The sequence below is a fragment of the Bacteroides sp. LFL-34 genome, assembly GCF_027257075.1.
GTDB lineage: Bacteria > Bacteroidota > Bacteroidia > Bacteroidales > Bacteroidaceae > Bacteroides > Bacteroides ovatus.
In genome coordinates, this window is sequence record NZ_JAPQKZ010000024.1 from 70,705 (window position 1) to 91,637 (window position 20,933).

Below are 20,933 nucleotides of genomic sequence, written 5' to 3' on the forward strand. Positions count from 1 at the left end.
TGTTGAACTTTCGTCTGACAATTGTCAGACGAAAGTTCAACAGTAGTCAGACGATTAATTTTATGCATAATGAGAGATAAAAGAGTGAAGTTCCGGTCTTAAATTTGCTTATAAACAAGTTAAACTAATAGCGTAAGTGATTGATAATACGTTTGTAACATCTTGTCATCATCTTGCAACGACTCTTTCAATAGATTGTATTTATTTCGTCTTATAGTTGTAATGCTCACCCTCTATCTTTGCCGACGTAATTAAAACGTAGAGCAAAGTTAGATGAAAAAACTATTTCTTATCCGATTTTCAGTGGCGGCCTTCTTTTGCCTGTTGTGTGTACTTCCTGCATTGGCTGCCAATATCAAGATTAAAGGAGCTGTGAAAGACAAACTATCCAAGGAACCTTTGATAGGAGCTACGATACGTTTGCTCGGAACTCAAGCCGGAGCAGTGACCGATATGGAGGGCAATTTCGAATTGAACAGTATGGGCATTCTGGAAGGTATGTATGATATTGAGATTAAATATGTAGGCTACAAAACAGAAGTGCGCCATAAAGTGCGTGTGGAGAATGGAAAACAGGTGATACTGAATCTGGAGTTGGAAACCGATGCACAGGAACTTGCCGATGTGGTGGTTGTAGCTAAGAAGAATAGGGAAAATGAGAATATGCTGTTGCTCGAACAGCAAAAAGCAGTCATTGCCGTACAATCTGTTGGTGTCAGGGAGCTTTCCCGCAAGGGTGTTTCGGATGCAGAAGGTGCTGTGACGAAAGTTGCCGGAGTGTCTAAACAAGACGGAGTGAAAAATGTCTTTGTCCGTGGATTGGGAGACCGGTACAATGCAACTACTTTTAATGGATTTGCTCTTCCTTCCGAAGACCCGGAATATAAGAATATCTCTCTTGATTTCTTCGGTACGGACATTATTCAGTCCGTAGGCGTAAATAAAGCATTCAACGCGGGAGGCAGCAGCGATGTCGGAGGGGCAACCATTGATATCGTATCCAAAGAACTCATTGGTAGCGGTAATCTGGGATTCGGCATTTCCGGTGGCTTGAATACACAAACGGTAGCAGCCGATTTTCTGAAACAGGATGGAGTGAACTTCATGGGCTTTGCTAATCGCACCGAACCTGCCGATGAAAACTCATGGAACTTCAGAAATAAGTTAGACCCTTCCGCTCAACATTTGCAAATCAACCGGAGTTACAGTATTTCCGGAGGTAAACGATTCTATGTCGGAAAAGACAAAAATCCACTTTCTTTCTTCCTGACTGCCGGACATACGACGGACTATCAGTATACGGATGAAATCATACGTAATACAACTACCGGCGGTACGGTCTACAAAGATATGAATGGAAAGAAGTATGCGGAGAATATCAGTCAGCTGGCACTTGCCAATGTGGATTTCGATATGCAGAATCGTCATCACATCAGTTATAATTTGATGATGATTCATGCCAATACCCAGTCGGTGGGCGATTACAACGGTAAGAACTCGATTTTTAGTGACGATTATGAAAACCTCGGATTCACCCGTCGCCAACAAACGAATGATAATATGCTGATCGTTAATCAACTGATGACTAACTGGGGATTGACCAAATCATTAAGTCTCGATGCAGGTGCTTCCTATAATATGGTGAAAGGGTATGAACCGGATCGTCGTATCAATAACCTGACTAAAGCGGAAGACGGCTATACGTTGCTAAGGGGCAACTCACAACAGCGCTATTTCTCAACTTTAGATGAAGACGACTTGAATGTAAAAGCAGGCTTGGTCTATCGTCTGAAAGATAATATAGACGAAATTTCGAATATCCGTTTCGGATATACAGGCCGATTCGTAGATGATAACTTCAAAGCTACGGAGTATAACCTGACCGTAGGACATGTTTCTACCATCCCTTCTTTGGACGACTTCTCGCTTGACGATTATTATAATCAGGAAAACTTTGCTTCCGACTGGTTCAAGATACAAAAGAACTTAGATGAATATACCGTGAAAAAGAATATCCATTCCGCTTATGCCGAGGCTACCTACCAGTTTACTCCCCGTTGGATTGTGAATCTGGGAATGAAATACGACAAGGTAGATATTGAAGTGGATTACAATGTGAATCGTGGAGGTTCTAAAGGAAACAATACCATCCAAAAAGATTATTTCCTGCCCAGCTTGAATCTCAAATACAATCTGAATGATAAAAACTCGCTTCGTCTGGGAGCTAGTAAAACATATACGCTTCCGCAGGCAAAGGAAATATCTCCTTACCGTTATGTCGGCGTGAACTTCAACAGTCAGGGGAATCCCAATCTGAAACCTTCGGATCATTATAACCTTGATCTGAAGTGGGACTTTAATCCCACTCCGACCGAGTTGATTTCTCTCACAGCTTTCTATAAATTGATTAAGAATCCGATATCCCGCATCGAAGTGGCAAGTGCCGGAGGTTATCTTTCTTATGAGAATATAGCGGATAAGGCAACCGTGGCAGGAGTGGAGATAGAAATACGTAAGAATCTGTTTGTCCGTCCGGTGAGTAATGCTGCGCACGGAATGAATAAACTCTCTTTGGGATTGAATGGCTCTTATATCTACACGAATGCAAAAATGCCTTTGGCAACGGTTACCACCGGTTCGCAACTGGAAGGAGCTGCACCGTGGATTGTCAATTTCGACCTCTCGCATAACTTCACGAAAGGAGAACGCAGTTTTGTCAATACATTGGTACTTAATTATGTGAGTGATAAGATATATACCATTGGCACGCAGGGGTATCAGGATATGATGGAGCAGGGAGTACTGACACTGGATTTTGTGTCCCAAGCCAAACTGAACAAGCATCTTTCGCTTAACCTGAAAGCCCGCAACCTGCTGAATCCCTCTTATAAGTTAAGCCGCAAAGCGAACGAAAACGGGGAAAAGGTGATATTGAATGATTATAAGAAAGGAATAAATATAAGCCTGGGAGTGTCGTGTACATTCTAAGCCGGGTGATGAAATAAGATTATTAACTAATAATGAAAGCAAAATGAAAAGATTGTTTGTGAACTTTATGACGTTTGCCGTTATGGCAACAGCACTTACATTGACTGCATGTAGCAGTGATAGTGATGGAGACGGTGATGGTAACGGAGATGGTGGAAACAACGGTGGGACCGGTAGCTCTATTGTTGTGGGCGAAAATATCCTGTCCGGCACGCTGACCGGAGAACAGACACTGGAAGCTAAGGAATATATTCTGAACGGAACGGTAGTCATTGAAAATGGAGGCCGTCTGAATATCCCTGCCGGAACAACGATTAAGGCTCGCGAAGGTTTCAGCAGTTATCTGCTGGTAGCACAGGGCGGTAAACTTTATGCTGACGGTACAGCTGATAAACCGATTGTTTTCACTGCCAATTCAACAACCCCTACATCCGGCTATTGGGGAGGAATCATTATCAATGGTAAAGCTCCGATTTCCGGTTCGAACGCCAATAAGAGTGATACAGGTCTGACGGAAATCGACAACAACTATAAATACGGTGGTAATGTCGATAATGACAATTCCGGTTCACTGACTTATGTGAAAATCTGCTATGCCGGTGCCCGCTCTACTGCCGATATCGAGCACAACGGATTGACACTGAACGGTGTTGGAAACGCTACCAAGATTGAGAATATCTACATTCTTGAGAGCGCGGATGATGCCGTCGAATTCTTTGGCGGTACGGTGAATGTAACCAACTTGTTGGCTGTGAACCCGGATGATGACATGTTCGACTTCACTCAAGGATATTCCGGTAAATTGAAAAACTGCTATGGCGTTTGGGAAAGCGGTTATACCAGTACGGAAGCAGATCCGCGCGGCATTGAAGCAGATGGTAACTTGGATGGTGACTATTCGGATCATTTACGTCAGTCGGATTTTACGGTTGAAAATATGACAATCGTAAATAATGCTGCCAATACAACGGATAATGTAGACCGTATGCAAGATGTGATTAAAATCCGTCGTGGAGCAAAAGCTACGATCACCAATGCCCTTGTCAAAGGTTCAGGCGGTACAATCGATTTGATTGATATGAATGACAGTAAAGGTGCAGGAAATGCTGCTTCCAGCATCAGCATCACCCATACATTGAACTTTAAGAATAAGCTGAACGGTACATTGAATACATTTACCGAGCCAACTACGAATACAGGTGCAGATGCATCCCTGTTCACTTGGAGCGGATATAATATTTCCTCATTATAATAAGATATAGGTTAGCGGAGTCCGTATTTTTCAATAGGAGGTGTGGGAGAATTTGTAGCAAACAGATTCTCCCATATTCTATTTATTTATTTTCGTAATCTTCTTTTAGCTTTTTTATTTGCTCCTTTATGGTATGAGTGATTACCTTTTTTGTATATTTGTCAACCTATTGTTTTACAATGATACAAAATATGCAAACAGACAACGAGCGATACAGAAAAATGGCTTCTCTTGCACAAATCGGGTGGTGGGAAGTAGATTTAACGGCAGGATATTATTTATGTTCCGATTATCTTTCTGATCTTTTGGGATTGGACGGCGACACCATCTCTACTTCGGATTTTCTGAACCTGATACGTGAAGATTATCGCAAGCAGATTGCCCAGGAGTTCCGGGCAAATTCTTCTATCCATAAGGACTTTTATGAACAAACTTTCCCTATTCATTCAAAATATGGCGAGGTCTGGTTGCATACCCGTCTGGCTTTTCGTGAGAAGGGTACAGGTGTTGATGGAGGTGATAAGGCTTTCGGAATAATCCAGCGCGTTGAGGCTCCCAAGGAAGAAGATCAAAGGGATGCATTAAGGCGTGTGAATGATTTGCTTTGTCGTCAGAATTTTGTTTCGCAATCGTTGCTTCGTTTCCTACGTGATGAGGCAGTAGAATCTTGTATCGCAGATATTTTGAGAGATATTCTGAATCTTTATAATGGAAAAGGACGTGTTTATATTTTTGAATACGACGAAATTTATGCCCATCATAGTTGTATCTACGAAGTTGTTTCTGAAGGGGTATCGGCAGAGATAGACAATCTGCAGGACATGCCTGCCAGTGAGTCAAAATGGTGGAGTGAACAGATATTATCGGGCAAGCCGATTATTTTAAATACACTGGAGCAGTTATTAGAAGAGGCTCCTGATGAATATCAGATTCTTGTAGTTCAGGGAATCAAATCGTTAATGGTGACTCCTTTGATGACAGGCGACCGCGTTTGGGGATATATGGGGATTGATTTGGTTGAGACTTACCATGACTGGAGTAATGAAGATTTTCAATGGTTCTCCTCATTGGGAAATATTATAAATATCTGTATCGAGTTGCGTAAAACTAAGGACAAGGTAATCCGTGAACAGACTTTCCTAAATAAGCTGTTTCATTTTATGCCGATGGGATATATACGTATGTCCATTATCCGTGACGAGAATAATAAACCTTGCGATTATCGGGTGACGGATGCGAATGAGGTCAGTTCAACCTTCTTCGGGCTTCCTTTGGAGTCGTATATTGGTTCTTTGGCATCTGAAAAGCATCCTGACTATCTCCAAAAACTTAATTTTCTGGAAGAAATACTGGATAGTAATTCTTATAGAGAGAAAGATGAATATTTCCCTCGAACGGAACGGTATACGCATTGGGTTATTTATTCTCCCGGAAAGGACGAAATAGTCGGTCTATTCCTCGATTCTACGGGATCGGTACAAGCTAACCGGGCATTGGATCGTAGTGAAAAACTCTTTAAGAATATCTTTGCTAATATTCCGGCAGGAGTAGAGATCTACGATAAGGACGGCTATTTGATAGATTTGAATAATAAGGATTTAGAAATATTCGGTGTAGTGAATAAATCGGATGTGATAGGGGTTAATTTCTTTGAGAATCCGAATGTGCCGCAGGGGATTCGTGATCGTGTGCGGAATGAAGATCTGGTGGATTTCAGACTTAATTATTCTTTTGAGCAAGCAGGAGGATATTATGAGACAAGCCGTTCTAATGTGATAGAACTATATTCGAAGGTTAGTAAACTATATGATAATGAGGGCAACTTCAGCGGATATATTTTAATAAGCATTGACAATACGGAGCGTATTGATGCAATGAACCGTATTCGTGATTTTGAGAATTTCTTCTTGATGATATCCGATTATGCAAAAGTAGGATATGCCAAATTGAATCTCTTGAACCGCAAAGGTTATGCTATAAAACAGTGGTATAAGAATTTAGGTGAGGAGGAAGATATTCCTTTGAGTGAGGTGGTAGCAGTTTATAGCCAAATGCATCCCGAAGACCGCAAGCGTTTCCTCGATTTTTATGATGGAGTCAGAGACGGAAAAAGGAGGCATTTCCAAGGGGAGATGCGTATTCGTCGTCCCGGAACGAAGAACGAATGGAATTGGGTCAGCAGTAATGTGATGGTCACCAATTATAAACCGGAAGAAAATGAAATAGAAATCATCGGTATCAATTATGACATTACAGAATTGAAGGAGACTGAAGCCGAATTGATTCAGGCACGTGATAAAGCAGAGATGATGGATCGTTTGAAAAGTGCTTTCCTTGCCAATATGAGTCATGAAATCCGTACGCCGCTGAATGCCATTGTCGGTTTCTCCGATTTGCTGGTAGAAACTGAAGAGCTGGCAGAACGTCAGGAGTATATTAAGATTGTACGTGAGAATAATGAACTTTTGTTGCAATTAATTTCAGATATACTCGATTTGTCAAAGATTGAAGCGGGTACATTTGAGTTTACTAACGGAGATGTAGATGTAAATCTGTTATGTGAGGATATTGTCCGCTCTATGGGGATGAAAGCGAAAGAAGAGGTGGAACTGGTGTTTGATGATCATCTTCCGGTTTGTCATGTCATTAGTGACCGTAACCGTATACATCAGGTGATCTCTAACTTTGTTAACAATGCAATGAAGTTTACCTCTGAAGGTAGTATTCATGTGGGATATAAACTAAAAGATGGCGAATTGGAATTCTATGTTGAAGATACAGGCATCGGTATTGAAAAAGAGCAGTTGCCACATATCTTTGAGCGTTTTGTGAAGCTTAATTCTTTTGTACACGGTACAGGATTGGGACTTTCTATCTGTCAGAGCATCGTTGAACAATTAGGTGGGCGGATTGGCGTTGATTCTGAAAAAGGAAAAGGATCAAGGTTTTGGTTTACTATTCCCGGAGTGATCGTGACGGAAGAGATGAACTGTGCCCGGTAGAGTGGTAATAAGGCAGGTGAATATCTTCCTTCCTCATTAATAAAAGCGGCTTTTATATAGAAGAAACGGTCTTGGTTTTGATGTCGATTGATACTGACATGAAACCAAGACCGTTTCTTTGGTGAAAAGGTGTAGTCCGTTTAAATTCCGAACGACAGTTTATCGATAGATTGATATACGATACTTGCAATACCCAGTCCGATGATACCCAATGTGCAAAGTGCCAGTCCCCATTTTGTGCAACGATCGCTGCGGAAAGTAGGAATCGGGTTGTCGGAAGGAGTGATGTACATTGCTTTTACAATCAATAGATAGTAATACAACGAAATCACTGTATTTACCAATGCGATGAATACCAGCAAGTGGAAACCTGCATCGAAAGCAGCCATGAAGATAAAAAACTTAGAGAAGAATCCGGCAAACGGAGGGATGCCTGCCAATGAGAACAGAGACAGAGTCATCAAGAGAGCGATTTTAGGATTCGTTTTATAAAGTCCTGCGTAATCTTCGAGCGTGAATTTCTGACTGCGTAATGCCACGATAGTGATAACGGCAAATACTCCGAGGTTGGCGGCAGCGTACACTAATACATAATATACCAATGCCGTCATGCCTTGTGCTGTGCCTCCGATAACGCCTAACATAATATATCCCGCTTGCGAAATACTGGAGAACGCCATCAAACGTTTCAGGTTTTGCTGACGGACAGCAAATATATTTGCAATAGTGATAGAAGCGATGGTTACCCAATAAAGTACTTCCTGCCAGTCATTAATCATTGGAGCGAATACTTTGATAAGGACAGCCAATAAAACAAATGCTGCCGATCCTTTTGATATAACACTCAAATAAGCGGTAACTGTACTCGGAGCGCCTTCGTAAACGTCTGCTGTCCATAAGTGGAACGGAACCAGTGACAACTTGAATGCCATTCCTGTGAAGAAGAATATAAATGCCATGATCTGTAACGGATTTCCGTCGATATGGGCAGGGAGGTCATCGAAATAAAGAGTCCCGGCAGAACCATAGATCATGGACAGACCAAACAACAGCAATGCACTGGAGAAAAGAGCTGTCAGAATGTATTTGGCACCTGCTTCGGCAGAGTTGTGACGGTATTTATCGAAGGCAATCAATGCTGCCATCGGAATAGAAGCTGTTTCAAGACCGATGAAGAACATCAGGAAATGTCCGGCGGAAATCATGAGATACATACCAAACAAGGTAGAGAGTGTAAGCACATAGAATTCTCCTTGTTTGAATGAAGTGTCTTCTCTTTTCATCCACTCGTGCGCCATCAGGAAAACAATCAGTGTACCGACATTCAGGATCGATTTAACAACTGTGTGCATCGGTACATAGTGATACATACCACCGAATGCATCGGTAGCAGTTCCCGGAATCAAGTTGATAGCCGTATGGATAGCCATCAGAATAACGGGCAACATAGTGTTCAGGCGTGCTTTCCCACTATTTTTGTGTGCATCCGGACTCATGAAGAGGTCAGCTAGAAATAGCAGCAGTAAGACAGCTATGAGCGACAGCTCTTCTCGCATATTTAGAAATTGTGAATAATCCATCTTGTTTATTTATGAATTAAGAATTATGATTTATGAGTTAGGGGATTAGTTGTGAGACAACCGGTAATACGCTTTCACCAATCATGTGGCTAACCCAGAAAGGAGCCATACCTAGTCCGGCAACGCAAACGATGAGGCAGATAACGGCTACACGTTCGTCCCAAGTTGCGTCGGTCAGTTCGAGGTGATGTTTGTTGGTGCAGGTTCCGTATAGAATCTTACCTACCAGGCGCAGGATGTAGACTGCGGTAATCACAATCGAAGAGCAGGCGATGATGGTCAGTGTGCGGTGAAATACGTCGTTGTTCTGGAAAGAGCCGACGAAGATGGTCATTTCAGCAATGAAACCGCTTAATCCCGGCAGACCGAGGTTGGCAAGACCGGCAATCACATAACATACACTAAGGAACGGCATAATTTTCATTAAACCGGCAAGTTCGCGAACGTCACGTGTGTGTGTACGTCCATATATCATACCGATCAGAGCAAAGAACAAGGCTGTCATTAATCCGTGTGAAAGCATTTGAAGGATTGCTCCTGTTGCTGCTGTCTGGTTTAGCATCAGAATGGCGAAAAGAACCAGTCCGCAGTGAGATACGGATGAATAAGCATTGATATATTTCAAGTCGGTCTGTACGCAAGCGGAGAAGGCTCCGTAGACTACAGAGATACCTGTCAGTATCAGGAATATCCAGGAAAGTTCGTTGGCTGCTTCCGGCATCAGATACATGGCGATACGGAAACATCCGTAACCTCCCAGTTTCATCAATACTCCGGCATGAAGCATGGATACGGCAGTCGGGGCAGAAGCGTGACCGTCAGGACTCCATGTGTGGAACGGGAAAAGGGCGCCCAATACACCGAAGCCGAGGAAAGTCAGCGGGAACCAGATGCATTGCTGTGCAAAAGGTATGTTGTGCAACTGTGCAATTTCGAGAAGGTTCATGGTGGTTGCTCCCGAGCCGAAATAGATTCCGAGAATACCGATCAATAGGAAAGCGGAACCGCCCATCAACATAAGGGTCAGTTTCATGGCTGCATATTCTTTACGTCCTGATCCCCATACACCAATCAGCAGGTACATCGGTATCAACGCAATTTCATAGAACATGAACATGGTGAACAAATCGACGGATATAAAGAATCCGAATACTCCCATAGACAACAGGGTGAACCAGAGGAAATATTCTTTCGTCAGCGGTTGCAGGCGCCAGGAAGCGAATGTACCGGTGAATACGATGACAGCAGACAATAACAACATGGCTACCGAAATTCCGTCAACACCTACTGAATAAGATATGTGAAGCGGGGCATACCAAAGCGTATCTGCACGGAAAAGCATTTCTGCCGTGTTTCCGGCGCTACGCTCTCCCAGATACAGGAATGTAAGTACGACGGAGGCAATCAGAAGTGCCGATGCGCCAGTAACCATAACCCCCCGGATGGCTTTGATTCCTCGTGCTGCCCAAAGTCCGGCCAGCATCAATAAGGGGATAAGTACGAATATGGATAAGAAATTCATCTTTATGATTTACTATTTAAAGATTTACTATTTACTATTTAGAGAATCAGCAGTAGGATAAGTGCCAATGCACCGCAAAGGAACACATACGCATATTGTTGTACCTGACCGCTCTGCAAACCACGAATCTCGTCGCTTGTTGTGTTAGTGGCCCATGCCAGGAAGTCAAAGAATCCATCCACTACATGACGGTCGAACCATGCGATAGGAGTAGAGATGCAGCGGAAGATAATCTTATGCGTAATAAACTGGTAGATATCATCAATATAGAAGCGATTATAGGCTGCCTTGTGCAGACCTTTGAATCGTTTTGCCAACGAATCAGCAACAGGCTGTTTGGCATTCTTGTACATCCATGTAGCGATTGCAATCGAAATAATCGCAATAACAACGCTCGTAATAGCTACTGACGGATCGAGATGGATAGAATAAGATTCACCATTCGAACTGATGAAGTGTCCGAAAGGAATAAATCCTGCTCCACAAGTTACAACAGCCAGGAACATTAACGGGAAAGTCATAGCCAACGGACTTTCGTGTGGTGTGTGATGTGCATGAAGTTCTTTGTTTTCCTTGCCCCAAAAAATACCGTAGTAAAGGCGGAACATATAGAAAGCTGTCATTGCAGCGATGACTGTCATCACCCATCCCATTACAGGGCTGTATTGGAAACAAGCAGCCAGAATTTCATCTTTCGAGAAGAAGCCCGAGAACGGAGGAATACCGGCAATAGCCAGACAAGCAATCAGGAATGTCCAGTGAGTGATCGGCATATATTTGCGTAAACCTCCCATAGCGGACATTTCATTAGAATGTACGGCATGAATGATGCTACCTGCACCGAGGAAGAGCAATGCCTTAAACATGGCATGTGTGAAAAGGTGGAACATGGAAGCCATGTAGCCCAAACCTCCTTCGTGTGGATTCATGGAAGTACAAACACCCAGAGCTACCATCATAAAGCCAATTTGTGAAATGGTAGAGAAAGCCAGTACACGTTTAATGTCTGATTGTACGCAAGCCACACTTGCCGCGTAGAATGCTGTAAATGCACCTACCCAAGCAACCATGTGCAGCGTATTCGGTGCGTATGTAATGAAAAGTGGGAACATACGTGCCACCAGATATACACCGGCAACTACCATGGTAGCCGCATGAATCAATGCGCTGACCGGAGTAGGACCTTCCATTGCATCCGGCAACCAGATATGCAACGGGAACATGGCACTTTTACCGGCACCACCGACAAACATCAGTCCGAGAGCCAACGGAAGCATAGAAGCTCCACCGCTTATCAAGGATACTGTATCCGGAGTGAATCCGAATGTACCACCGTAATATCCGTAAATCAGGATACCGATCAGGAAGCCCAAGTCAGCAAAGCGAGTAACAATAAACGCTTTCTTGGAAGCAGCGATGGCAGCCGGTTTTGTATAATAAAAACCGATTAGCAGGTAAGAACTTACCCCCACCAGCTCCCAAAAAAGGTACATCTGGAAGATGTTGGTTGCAACGACCAATCCCAGCATAGACATGGTAAATAGGGATAGGAAAGCGTAATAACGTTGAAAACCGACTTCTCCTTTCATGTAACCGAAAGAGTAGATATGTACCATCAGTGACACTGTAGAGATGACGATCAACATCATTACCGATATAGGATCGAGCAAGATGCCCAAGTCGAAGTGTAAAGTCTCTGTAAAAGGAAGCCACGTGAAGTTGTAAGGCATCAGTGTGGCGAATGTTCCGTCTTCCAGTCGTGGAGCGGAGAAATATTGGATAGCTGTAACGTAGGATAGTACTGCTACTGCTCCCAGTATCAGCGTACCGATTGTACCCGCTGTCCGGTGGGACATCCATTTACCTCCGATTCCCAATATGAGAAAGGAGAAGAAAGGAAGAAGGAGTATTAGAATTGTTAGTTCCATACAGTTTTATTTAATTACTTGAGTTATTATTATTAATTCTTGGTCTTATAGCTGATAATCACTATACTCGGACCTTCTGTTTGGTTTCCCGGTGTGAAACTAGTTGTTCCTCGGTGAGAAACACTTTGTTTCTCGGTGTGAAACGAAGTGTTTCAAGGGATGAAACACCTTGTTCCTGGGAATGAAACAAATCACCACTTCAACTCGTCCAGATTGCGCACCTGAATGCTTCGAAGATTACGATAAATGTTAATCATGATGGCGATAGCTATTGCAGTTTCCGCAGCCGAGATGGCGATGGAAAAGAGTGCAAAGAAATAACCCTCCATTCCCCCCGGAAAAAGGAAACGATTGAATACGGCGAAGTTGATGTCCGTAGCATTCAGCATTAACTCTACAGAAATCAGGATAGCCAGTGTATTTCGGCGGGTAAAGAATCCATAGATTCCTGCAAACATCATGATGGTAGAAACTACCAGGTAATATTCCATGTGTATCATATTCGAACTCTATTTTGATAGTTAATACTTAAAATTCCTATCTCTTACGTGCAATCATGATGCCACCGATGATACACGCCAGCAATAATATGCTGACAGCTTCGAAAGGCAATACATAACCGTATTTGTCACTACTTAATAAAGCGTTCCCGATAGCATGAATGCTAATTTCTTGCGGGGCCAAATTAGCTGTCTGCATGAAATCGTGCTTCAGTGTGATAAAAAGGATAATGGCTAAACCGGCAATCATAGTGAAGAGTCCGGCTAAGACTTTACTTCGTTTTGCTTTCTCGGCCCGGTCGCCTTCTCCACTGGTCAACAGGATGGAGAATACATAAAGAACGACGATACCACCGGCATAAACCATAATCTGAACGGAACCCAGAAAGGTGTAACCCAGCAAAAAATAGATGCCGGCCGTGCCGAAGAGCACGAAGAGCAGGTAGGTGGCCGAGCGTACGATACGTTGGGTAGTCACCGTCATGATGGACATAGCAATAATAAATGCTGCCAAAAAGTAGAATACTACTGTTTCAAGTGTTGATCCCATATCTAAACTTCTTTTTTCTTTTCTATTACTTTACTACCGTCGTGGTTCAACTTCAGGACAAGTTTCGTCCGGTCGAAGACTGCATGTTCGAAGTTCTGATCGAACGTGATGGCATCGTGCGGACAAGCATTGACACAGAGCTGGCAGAACATACAGGCACCCAAATCATATTCATAGGTTGCCAGGATTTTCTTCTTCTTTCCATCTTCTGTTTCGACGGTTTCGCTGGTCACTTTGATTGTATCGTTCGGACAGGCCATTTGACACAGTCCGCAAGCTACACAGCGATGTTCATTATTCTCATTGTGGGGCATATTCAGCGTACCACGGAAACGGTCGAACATTTTCAGCTCTTTCCGGTTTTCGGGGTATTGCTCGGTCACTTTCTTACGGAAGTATACCTTGATGCTGGTTTTCATACCCGTTGCCAGTGTACTGATGCCATGCACCAGACCACCTAAGTACGTATATTTTTTATCTTTATATTCCATAATTTTCATTTATCAAAAGTGGAAGCCGAAAGCTACGCAGCATGCCATTAGTAATAGATTTACCATAGAAATTGGGACCAGGTATTTCCATTCCAGATTCAAGATCTGGTCGATACGCAAGCGTGGGAAAGTCCATTTGATCCACATCAAAAGGAATACCACAAAGAATGCTTTGGCGAAGAACCAGATAAAGCCCGGAATATAATCCATTACAGCATTAAATCCATCCAAACCAACAATGTGCAGCGGCATCCATCCTCCCAGGAAGATAGTGGCGGCAACACTGGCTACGATAAACAGATTCAAATATTCTGCCAGATAGAAGAAACCGAAGCCCATACCAGAGTATTCAGTATGATATCCGGCAGTCAACTCACTTTCTGCTTCGGGAAGGTCGAACGGGCCACGGTTACATTCTGCATTTCCGGCAATCAGATAGATGATGAAAGCAATGACCGCAGGAATATGTCCCTTGAAGATGAACCAACCATTAGCTTGTCCTTCTACGATTTCAGAAAATTGCATGGTTCCCGTCAGCACTACCATTGTCATGATACTCATACCAACCGAAAGTTCATAACTGATAATCTGTGCACCACTTCGCATGGCACCAATCAAAGAGAATTTGTTGTTACTACCCCAACCGGCCAGCAAGATACCGACAACTCCAATGCTGGAAGCTGCCAACAGGAAGAACACGCCTACATTAAAGTCCAGAATCGCCGCACCTTTATTAAAAGGAATACAAGCGAAAGTCAGGAATGAAGCGATAATCACCATGAATGGAGCAAGATTGTAAAGGAAATGGTCGGCGCCCTTCGGCATGAAGATTTCTTTGGTCAGCATTTTGAGCACGTCGCAGACCACTTGGATAGAACCCCATTTACCAACACGATTCGGACCAAGACGGCACTGGAAGAAACCGCAAACCTTACGCTCCATGTAGATCAATATGATAGCCAGGATGGCATACAGTGCTACGAGGCACACGCCGACAGTTACACATTCTATAAAGATGGCTAGTCCCTCCGGCATAAGGGAGAGTAGTAGCTCATGTATCCAGTTTGTTACTATACTAAAGTCGAACATATATTTTAAGACCTAATAATTAATACTTATCTATCAATATCCGGAACGACATAATCTATTGTTCCGCCAATAGCAATTAAGTCAGCAATCTTCGTTCCCCGGCAGATGGTGTCAATTGCGGCAACAAGCGGCAATCCCGTAGCACGGTAGTGCAGGCGGTAAGGCGTTTTGTCACCCTGACTTTCCAGGAAGACACCAAATTCACCACGACTTCCTTCTACTGCTGCATAGTAACTGCCTTCCGGAACACGGATGATAGGTTTCATCTTCTCCTGATAAGGTCCCTCGGGAATATTGTCTATTAATTGCTCAATGATGTTCAGACTTTCCATGATCTCATCCATACGCACCAGGTAACGGGCAAAGCAGTCACCTTCCGTATAAACGATTTCTTTGAAATCGACTTTGTCATATACACCGTATGGCATTCGTTTACGTACGTCACACGCCCATCCTGATGCACGGCCTGTACCTCCGGTACAACCGAAAGAGATGGCATCTTCACGGCTTAACACACCGACGCCTTTCATACGGCTCTGTGCGATGATGTTACCCGTGAATATATCGTGATATTCGTGGATAATTCCTCTCATATATGGAATGAACTCTTTTACTCGTTTGACGAAGTTAGGATGAAGATCAGCCTGTACACCGCCAATCGTATTGTAGTTCATAATCAGACGTCCGCCGCAAGTTTCTTCAAAGATATCGAGAATTTTCTCGCGGTCACGGAATCCATAAAAGAATGCTGTCAACGCTCCTAAGTCCATAGCAAGACAAGAGTAGAACAGCAAGTGAGAATCGATACGTTGCAACTCGTCCATTATGGTACGGATGTACTGTACGCGTTCACTGACCTCAATGCCCATGGCTTTTTCAATACACATACACAATGCGTGACGATTTTGATGCGCGCCCAAATAGTCCAGACGGTCTGTCAAAGCTAATGTTTGAGGGTAAGTGAGGCTTTCATTCATTTTCTCGATACCTCGGTGGATATACCCGCAGTTCGCATCAATCTTACGAATAATTTCACCTTCCAGAGAAACACGGAAGCGCATTACACCATGAGTAGCAGGGTGTTGCGGACCGATGTTGACTACATATTCTTCTTCGCCGAACAGTTTCTTCTCTTTGTTCTTGATGGTTCCGTCCGGGTTCAGTTCTATTTCTTGCGTCGTATCAAACGTCTCTTCATTGGTCATGCACAGTGGGTTATCCTTTTCCGGATCGTTATCTTTACGCATTGGATAACCGATCCAATCGTTGCGCAGGTAGAGCCGGCGCATATCAGGATGACCGACAAAGGTGATGCCATAAAAATCAAAAACTTCACGTTCGTAGAAGTCGGCTATCTTCCAGATGTCGCTGACAGACGGAATTTCCGGTAGCTCGCGGTTGGTTGTCGCTGTTTTTAGTGCTATCCGTTCGCCTGTAATGGTAGATTCCAGATGGTAGACTACGCCTAAACCGCGGAGTTTTTCCGGAGCGTCTTTCTCATCGGCTACTCCCCAGTCCATACCGGTGAGGCTTTCGAGAAAGTCCATCTGTTTTTCATTTCGCAAGCGCAGCATCTCGTCGTGTAACGCTGCAGGAGCTATAAATTGTATTTCTTGCATAAATCAAATTAAATTAAGAATGAAAAATTAAGAATGAAAAATCTGCCGGGATGTTGCATGCGAATTCTTCATTCATCATTCATCATTCTTCATTTCTTAAATAATCCGGTTTCTTCTCTTTTCTGTTTACTCCACCAAAGAACTTTTCTATTTTCACTTTGCGTTGCAATTGTATCATGCCATAATAGAATGCTTCAGGACGTGGCGGGCATCCGGGAATATATACATCTACCGGAAGAATCTTGTCCACTCCGTTCACTACGTGATAGGACTTCTTGAAAGGACCTCCGCTGACAGCGCATCCGCCTACGGCAACCACATACTTCGGATCGGGCATCTGGTCGTAAAGTCGTTTCAGTACCGGAGCCATTTTATTGGTGATTGTTCCGCATACCATAATCATATCAGCCTGACGCGGACTGGCACGTGCTACCTCAAACCCAAAGCGGGCCATGTCATAACGCGCGGCACCCAGTGCCATAAATTCGATACCACAACAACTGGTTGCAAAGGTAAGCGGCCACAGTGAATTGCTGCGCCCCCAGTTGATAAAGTCGTCAAGTACTCCGAGGGCAACATTGGCTCCTCCAGCATTAAGTTCTTTGACCAACTTTTCCAATGATTCATTGTCGATAAACTCATCATACGGAATAGATTTTATTTTTGGCTTTTTGGTTATTTCCATTCCAAAGCTCCTTTCCTCCAGGCATAAGCAAGACCTAGAACTAAAATGATAAAGAAGAAGAGAACACTAATAAGTCCCTGTGGTCCCATGTCACGCATAACTACCGCCCACGGAAACAGAAAAGCTGTTTCGACATCGAACATAAGGAATAAGATGGCAAACAAGTAGTAGCCTACACGGAACTGCATCCATGATTTACCACGTGTCGGTATACCACATTCATAAGCCTCAAACTTTTGCAGGTTGTATGAACGGGGAGAGATAGCACGCGAGAGGGCTATTACTACACCGACAAAAGCAAGCGCTGTCAGTAAAACAACAACTAAAAATGTAAAATTCATAATTCAATAGCTGTTTAGATTGAATATTATATAGAAATAAGCAATTAGTCTATTCGCCCTATGGAGAATAAAACCAACTGTAATAAATGACGAGCAAAAGAGTCTACTGTACTGTAGGCTAAATGACAATCTTTCTCAACCCATATATATAATAGGAGATAGGATCGTAATAATATGTAGGAGAATGGGATGAAACAGGGTAAGGTGGACTTTGATGTTTGTAATGGTCACAGAAATAAGCGATTAACAAAAACATGCTTTTATCTGTCGGAACATGTGCGACGTCTGTATGACTCATGTCACAGGTTTGCGTCGTATAAAGATTATAAAGGCGTTCCAAAGCATCCTGAATCGGACGATCTTGTGATACATAGCATTTCTCCTGCCGATAAGTCGGGGAGGAAACTTTGCACATATCTTCCATTGCTCCATTAGTTGCACAATGGATGAGCAAAGCCAACACTAAAAGTAGTCCGAATTTTAAGCTTTGTTTCATCTTTCTCTTTTAACGGCTGCAAATATAGAACTAATATTTATACTTTTTGCAAAGTCCGTATAGCAAAAAAGCTTTTTTTAACTCCATATCTTTTAGATTCATTTTTTAGTCAGCATGGTTTCACAAATATCATTTAGAATGGGGTAATTTCTCCATCTTCATTTGTTAAAAGATGCAATAAAAAGAATGATTTACGCTCTTTTTGGCGAATAACACAAAGAAAATACATTTTTTTGCAGATTAAGAAAGAATACATGATTATGAAACGCACACTTTGGTTTATATTTTTCCTTCTAAACTCCTTGTTTTACCTCTATGCAGATAGTGAGAATGATTCTTTGTTGAAGGTGTTGGACAAAGTGATTTCTGAACGTTTGATATATACCCAGAAAAAAGAAGCTACCATAAAAGAATTAAAGAAAAAGAAAGTTGGCCTTAATTCGTTGGAGGATATATACAATTTAAATAAAGAGATTATCCATCAATATGAGACTTTTGTCTGTGACTCGGCAGAACAATACATTCATGAAAATATTGATATAGCAAAAACGATCGGTAATAAAGAATATCTTTTGGAAGAGCAGCTCCGGTTGGCTTTTGTCTATTCTTTATCCGGTTTGTTTATTCAAGCAAATGATATTTTTAAGTCGATAAAATGTGCGGATTTACCCGATCATTTGAAAGCTTTGTATTGCTGGAATCGTATACGTTATTATGAAAATCTCATTAAATACACGGACGATGTACGGTTTTCAAACGAGTATATATCGGAAAAAGAGGCTTATCGGGATACTGTGATGAGCATCTTATTTGACCAGTCGGATGAATATAGAAAAGAAAAAGCTGTGAAGCTTCAAGATAAGGGAAGTACCAAAGAGGCTCTTCTGATTTTGACAGAGATATATGATAAACAAGAGCCGGCATCTCATGGCTATGCTATGATGGCTATGGGACTTGCCAGGGCTTATCGGTTGATTGGGAATTATGCATTGGAAGAAAAGTTTCTAATGCTGGCTGCTATGACAGATACAAAACTGGCTGTCAAAGAGAATGAGGCATTATTGACATTGGCAGTTAATTTATATCATAAAGGAGATATAGACAGGGCTTATAATTATATTAAAGTAGCGTTGGATGATGCCATCTTTTATAATTCCCGTTTTAAGAATACGGTAATTGCCCGCATCCATCCGATTATTGAAAATACATACTTGATCCGGTTGGAAAAACAAAAGCAGAACCTCCGTTTCTATATATTTCTGACTAGCTTGTTTGTGGTAGCTCTTGCTATCACCCTGTATTTTACATATAAACAAACAAAAATTGTATCCCGGGCTAAACGGCATCTTAAAGCTATGAATGAGGAACTGGTCGGGCTGAATAAGAATCTCGACGAAGCTAATCTGATTAAGGAAAAATATGTGGGGTATTTTATGAATCAATGTGCCGTTTATATTAATAAACTCGATGAGTACAGGAAGAATGTGAACAGGAAAATCAAGACCGGACAGATTGATGATTTATATAAGTCATCCTCCCGACCTTTTGAAAAGGAACTTGAAGAACTTTATCATAACTTTGATAAAGCGTTCCTTAATTTGTATCCTAACTTTGTGGAAAAGTTCAATTCTTTGTTGAAACCGGAGGAACGTTATAAACTGGAAAAGGACCAACTGAATACAGAATTACGCATATTTGCATTGATACGGTTAGGAATTACCGATGTTGGACAGATCGCTGTATTTTTGCATTATTCTGTGCAGACAATCTATAATTATAAGAGTAAAGTGAAGAGAATGTCCACTCTTGATAGTAATATCTTTGAGGAGGAGGTAAAAAAGCTTGGTTCTTTGTCTCAAAAATGATTCTATCCGGTTTACCAAAACTAAAAAATGGTCTTGTTGTAAACTATTGATTATTAAGTGTATATACAATAATTGATCTATAAAACGTTTACTTTCCCGCCTACTTCCACTAAGAAGTAGGCTTTTTTCATCTCTATATTTGCATCACAAGATTTTTGATAACTGAATACTAATCTAAAGAAACACACAACTATGAGTTTTTCAGAATTGTATCTTATTTATTATCCCAAACTAGTTCGGTTTGCAAAAGAATTTGTGATGTCGGAAGAGGATGCTGAGAACATAACGCAAGATGTGTTTACAGACTTATGGGAAAAGAGAGAGTCAATGAATCATATTGAGAATATGAATGCTTATCTTTTCAGGCTTGTAAGAAACAAATGTTTGGATTATTTAAAGCATAAAGTATTCGAGCAAAAGTATGTCGAGAATGTGAAGGCTTCTTTTGAGATTGAGTTGAATCTGAAATTGCAATCTTTGGATCGTTTTGATGTATATGATATATCAGAAAGAAATCAGATGGAGAACCTGATACGGGATGCTATCAATAGTTTGCCTAAAAGATGTCGTGACATATTTTTGTTAAGTCGCATGGAAGGATTGAAGTATAGGGAAATATCCGAACGTTTAGGCATTTCGGTAAATACAGTGGAATGTCAGATGGGAATAGCACTAAAAAAGTTGAGAGCAAAACTCAATGTAACATTGGCTGCATAACTTTTTAATGATTTTATCGGTATTTTTTAGGGGTATTTATTGAGATAATCGTTCTTTGATAAAAAAGGACTGTGTATATGGAGAATTGTCTGAATAAATATTTTGCGGATGAATTTACTTCTGATGAAAAAACAGAGTTTCTCATAGAAGTGGAAAACAACGAAAGGCTGAAGGAAGAATTTATAGAAAATCAGACTTTGCTGGCACTCGTTGATTGGATATCTCCGGAATATGAAAATAATAAAGAAGTTGTCCAACATAAATTATATGAATTTATGTGTAGAATGGAGCAACACAAAGATAAATAG

The 20,933-nt window shown here is 41.9% G+C and carries 17 protein-coding genes; 6 read left to right on the top strand and 11 right to left on the bottom strand.

The features are described from left to right. Positions 1-273 precede the first annotated feature (273 nt). The 3 genes from N5O98_RS15365 (at position 274) to N5O98_RS15375 (ending at position 7,242) form a co-directional block, all read left to right on the top strand. On the top strand, positions 274-2,988 hold the full coding sequence (locus tag N5O98_RS15365) for a TonB-dependent receptor (RefSeq protein WP_008776531.1): 2,715 nt from the start codon (positions 274-276) through the stop codon (positions 2,986-2,988). A gap of 43 nt (positions 2,989-3,031) precedes the next feature. Next, positions 3,032-4,240: a hypothetical protein gene (locus N5O98_RS15370; RefSeq protein ID WP_118161051.1), complete on the top strand. Its 1,209-nt coding sequence runs from the start codon at positions 3,032-3,034 to the stop codon at positions 4,238-4,240. A 191-nt stretch (positions 4,241-4,431) separates the two neighbouring features. Continuing rightward, the gene (locus N5O98_RS15375; RefSeq protein WP_195664320.1) at positions 4,432-7,242 is read left to right on the top strand and encodes a sensor histidine kinase; all 2,811 of its coding nucleotides are present in this window, start codon (positions 4,432-4,434) and stop codon (positions 7,240-7,242) included. A 140-nt stretch (positions 7,243-7,382) separates the two neighbouring features. On the opposite strand, the gene N5O98_RS15380 is transcribed toward N5O98_RS15375, so the two are convergent. The 11 genes from N5O98_RS15380 to N5O98_RS15430 form a co-directional block, all read right to left on the bottom strand. Next, the gene (locus N5O98_RS15380) at positions 7,383-8,822 is read right to left on the bottom strand and encodes an NADH-quinone oxidoreductase subunit N (protein WP_004312106.1); all 1,440 of its coding nucleotides are present in this window, start codon (positions 8,820-8,822) and stop codon (positions 7,383-7,385) included. Positions 8,823-8,859: 37 nt separating this feature from the next. After that, positions 8,860-10,344, bottom strand: a complete 1,485-nt coding sequence (locus N5O98_RS15385) for a complex I subunit 4 family protein (RefSeq protein ID WP_004312107.1) — start codon at positions 10,342-10,344, stop codon at positions 8,860-8,862. A gap of 38 nt (positions 10,345-10,382) precedes the next feature. Further along, a complete protein-coding gene (nuoL, locus tag N5O98_RS15390) occupies positions 10,383-12,272 on the bottom strand; it encodes an NADH-quinone oxidoreductase subunit L (RefSeq protein ID WP_009039049.1) in 1,890 nt (629 codons plus the stop codon). 191 nt (positions 12,273-12,463) lie between these two features. Further along, positions 12,464-12,772 carry an NADH-quinone oxidoreductase subunit NuoK gene (nuoK, locus tag N5O98_RS15395; RefSeq protein WP_004312109.1) on the bottom strand — a complete coding sequence of 103 codons (309 nt, stop codon included), beginning with the start codon at positions 12,770-12,772 and terminating at the stop codon, positions 12,464-12,466. 37 nt (positions 12,773-12,809) lie between these two features. Next, complete coding sequence (locus N5O98_RS15400) at positions 12,810-13,322, bottom strand: NADH-quinone oxidoreductase subunit J family protein (protein WP_004312110.1); 513 nt, start codon at positions 13,320-13,322, stop codon at positions 12,810-12,812. A 2-nt stretch (positions 13,323-13,324) separates the two neighbouring features. Continuing rightward, positions 13,325-13,813 carry a 4Fe-4S binding protein gene (locus N5O98_RS15405; protein ID WP_004305338.1) on the bottom strand — a complete coding sequence of 163 codons (489 nt, stop codon included), beginning with the start codon at positions 13,811-13,813 and terminating at the stop codon, positions 13,325-13,327. Positions 13,814-13,825: 12 nt separating this feature from the next. Beyond that, entirely contained in the window at positions 13,826-14,902 is a 1,077-nt protein-coding gene (gene nuoH / locus N5O98_RS15410) for an NADH-quinone oxidoreductase subunit NuoH (RefSeq protein ID WP_118161052.1), read from the bottom strand. Positions 14,903-14,928: 26 nt separating this feature from the next. Continuing rightward, positions 14,929-16,521 carry an NADH-quinone oxidoreductase subunit D gene (locus N5O98_RS15415; RefSeq protein WP_118161053.1) on the bottom strand — a complete coding sequence of 531 codons (1,593 nt, stop codon included), beginning with the start codon at positions 16,519-16,521 and terminating at the stop codon, positions 14,929-14,931. Between the two features lie 82 nt (positions 16,522-16,603). Continuing rightward, positions 16,604-17,206, bottom strand: coding sequence for an NADH-quinone oxidoreductase subunit B (locus tag N5O98_RS15420; RefSeq protein WP_117515150.1), 603 nt, complete (start codon positions 17,204-17,206; stop codon positions 16,604-16,606). Continuing rightward, positions 17,197-17,547, bottom strand: a complete 351-nt coding sequence (locus N5O98_RS15425) for an NADH-quinone oxidoreductase subunit A (RefSeq protein WP_004312114.1) — start codon at positions 17,545-17,547, stop codon at positions 17,197-17,199. The genes N5O98_RS15420 and N5O98_RS15425 overlap by 10 nt, the downstream gene beginning before the upstream one ends. A gap of 118 nt (positions 17,548-17,665) precedes the next feature. Further along, a complete protein-coding gene (locus N5O98_RS15430; RefSeq protein ID WP_004312115.1) occupies positions 17,666-18,043 on the bottom strand; it encodes a hypothetical protein in 378 nt (125 codons plus the stop codon). A 260-nt stretch (positions 18,044-18,303) separates the two neighbouring features. Between N5O98_RS15430 and N5O98_RS15435 the strand changes: the two genes are divergently transcribed. The 3 genes from N5O98_RS15435 (at position 18,304) to N5O98_RS15445 (ending at position 20,933) form a co-directional block, all read left to right on the top strand. Beyond that, positions 18,304-19,908, top strand: a complete 1,605-nt coding sequence (locus N5O98_RS15435; RefSeq protein ID WP_008020697.1) for a DUF6377 domain-containing protein — start codon at positions 18,304-18,306, stop codon at positions 19,906-19,908. 192 nt (positions 19,909-20,100) lie between these two features. After that, positions 20,101-20,625 (top strand): RNA polymerase sigma-70 factor, encoded by a 525-nt coding sequence (locus tag N5O98_RS15440; protein WP_004312117.1) that lies wholly within the window; start codon positions 20,101-20,103, stop codon positions 20,623-20,625. A 77-nt stretch (positions 20,626-20,702) separates the two neighbouring features. Continuing rightward, positions 20,703-20,933, top strand: coding sequence for a hypothetical protein (locus N5O98_RS15445; protein WP_004312118.1), 231 nt, complete (start codon positions 20,703-20,705; stop codon positions 20,931-20,933).

Excerpts from the sequence above, each read along its gene's own strand:
- N5O98_RS15405 (WP_004305338.1), bottom strand. The coding sequence starts at position 13,813 with ATGGAATATAAAGATAAAAAATATACGTACTTAGGTGGTCTGGTGCAT.
- nuoH (WP_118161052.1), bottom strand. The coding sequence starts at position 14,902 with ATGTTCGACTTTAGTATAGTAACAAACTGGATACATGAGCTACTACTC.
- N5O98_RS15400 (WP_004312110.1), bottom strand. The coding sequence starts at position 13,322 with ATGGGATCAACACTTGAAACAGTAGTATTCTACTTTTTGGCAGCATTT.
- N5O98_RS15440 (WP_004312117.1), top strand. The coding sequence starts at position 20,101 with ATGAGTTTTTCAGAATTGTATCTTATTTATTATCCCAAACTAGTTCGG.
- nuoK (WP_004312109.1), bottom strand. The coding sequence starts at position 12,772 with ATGATACACATGGAATATTACCTGGTAGTTTCTACCATCATGATGTTT.
- N5O98_RS15385 (WP_004312107.1), bottom strand. The coding sequence starts at position 10,344 with ATGAATTTCTTATCCATATTCGTACTTATCCCCTTATTGATGCTGGCC.
- N5O98_RS15430 (WP_004312115.1), bottom strand. The coding sequence starts at position 18,043 with ATGAAACAAAGCTTAAAATTCGGACTACTTTTAGTGTTGGCTTTGCTC.
- N5O98_RS15420 (WP_117515150.1), bottom strand. The coding sequence starts at position 17,206 with ATGGAAATAACCAAAAAGCCAAAAATAAAATCTATTCCGTATGATGAG.
- N5O98_RS15415 (WP_118161053.1), bottom strand. The coding sequence starts at position 16,521 with ATGCAAGAAATACAATTTATAGCTCCTGCAGCGTTACACGACGAGATG.
- N5O98_RS15380 (WP_004312106.1), bottom strand. The coding sequence starts at position 8,822 with ATGGATTATTCACAATTTCTAAATATGCGAGAAGAGCTGTCGCTCATA.
- N5O98_RS15445 (WP_004312118.1), top strand. The coding sequence starts at position 20,703 with ATGGAGAATTGTCTGAATAAATATTTTGCGGATGAATTTACTTCTGAT.
- N5O98_RS15435 (WP_008020697.1), top strand. The coding sequence starts at position 18,304 with ATGAAACGCACACTTTGGTTTATATTTTTCCTTCTAAACTCCTTGTTT.
- N5O98_RS15375 (WP_195664320.1), top strand. The coding sequence starts at position 4,432 with ATGCAAACAGACAACGAGCGATACAGAAAAATGGCTTCTCTTGCACAA.
- nuoL (WP_009039049.1), bottom strand. The coding sequence starts at position 12,272 with ATGGAACTAACAATTCTAATACTCCTTCTTCCTTTCTTCTCCTTTCTC.
- N5O98_RS15425 (WP_004312114.1), bottom strand. The coding sequence starts at position 17,547 with ATGAATTTTACATTTTTAGTTGTTGTTTTACTGACAGCGCTTGCTTTT.
- N5O98_RS15370 (WP_118161051.1), top strand. The coding sequence starts at position 3,032 with ATGAAAAGATTGTTTGTGAACTTTATGACGTTTGCCGTTATGGCAACA.
- N5O98_RS15365 (WP_008776531.1), top strand. The coding sequence starts at position 274 with ATGAAAAAACTATTTCTTATCCGATTTTCAGTGGCGGCCTTCTTTTGC.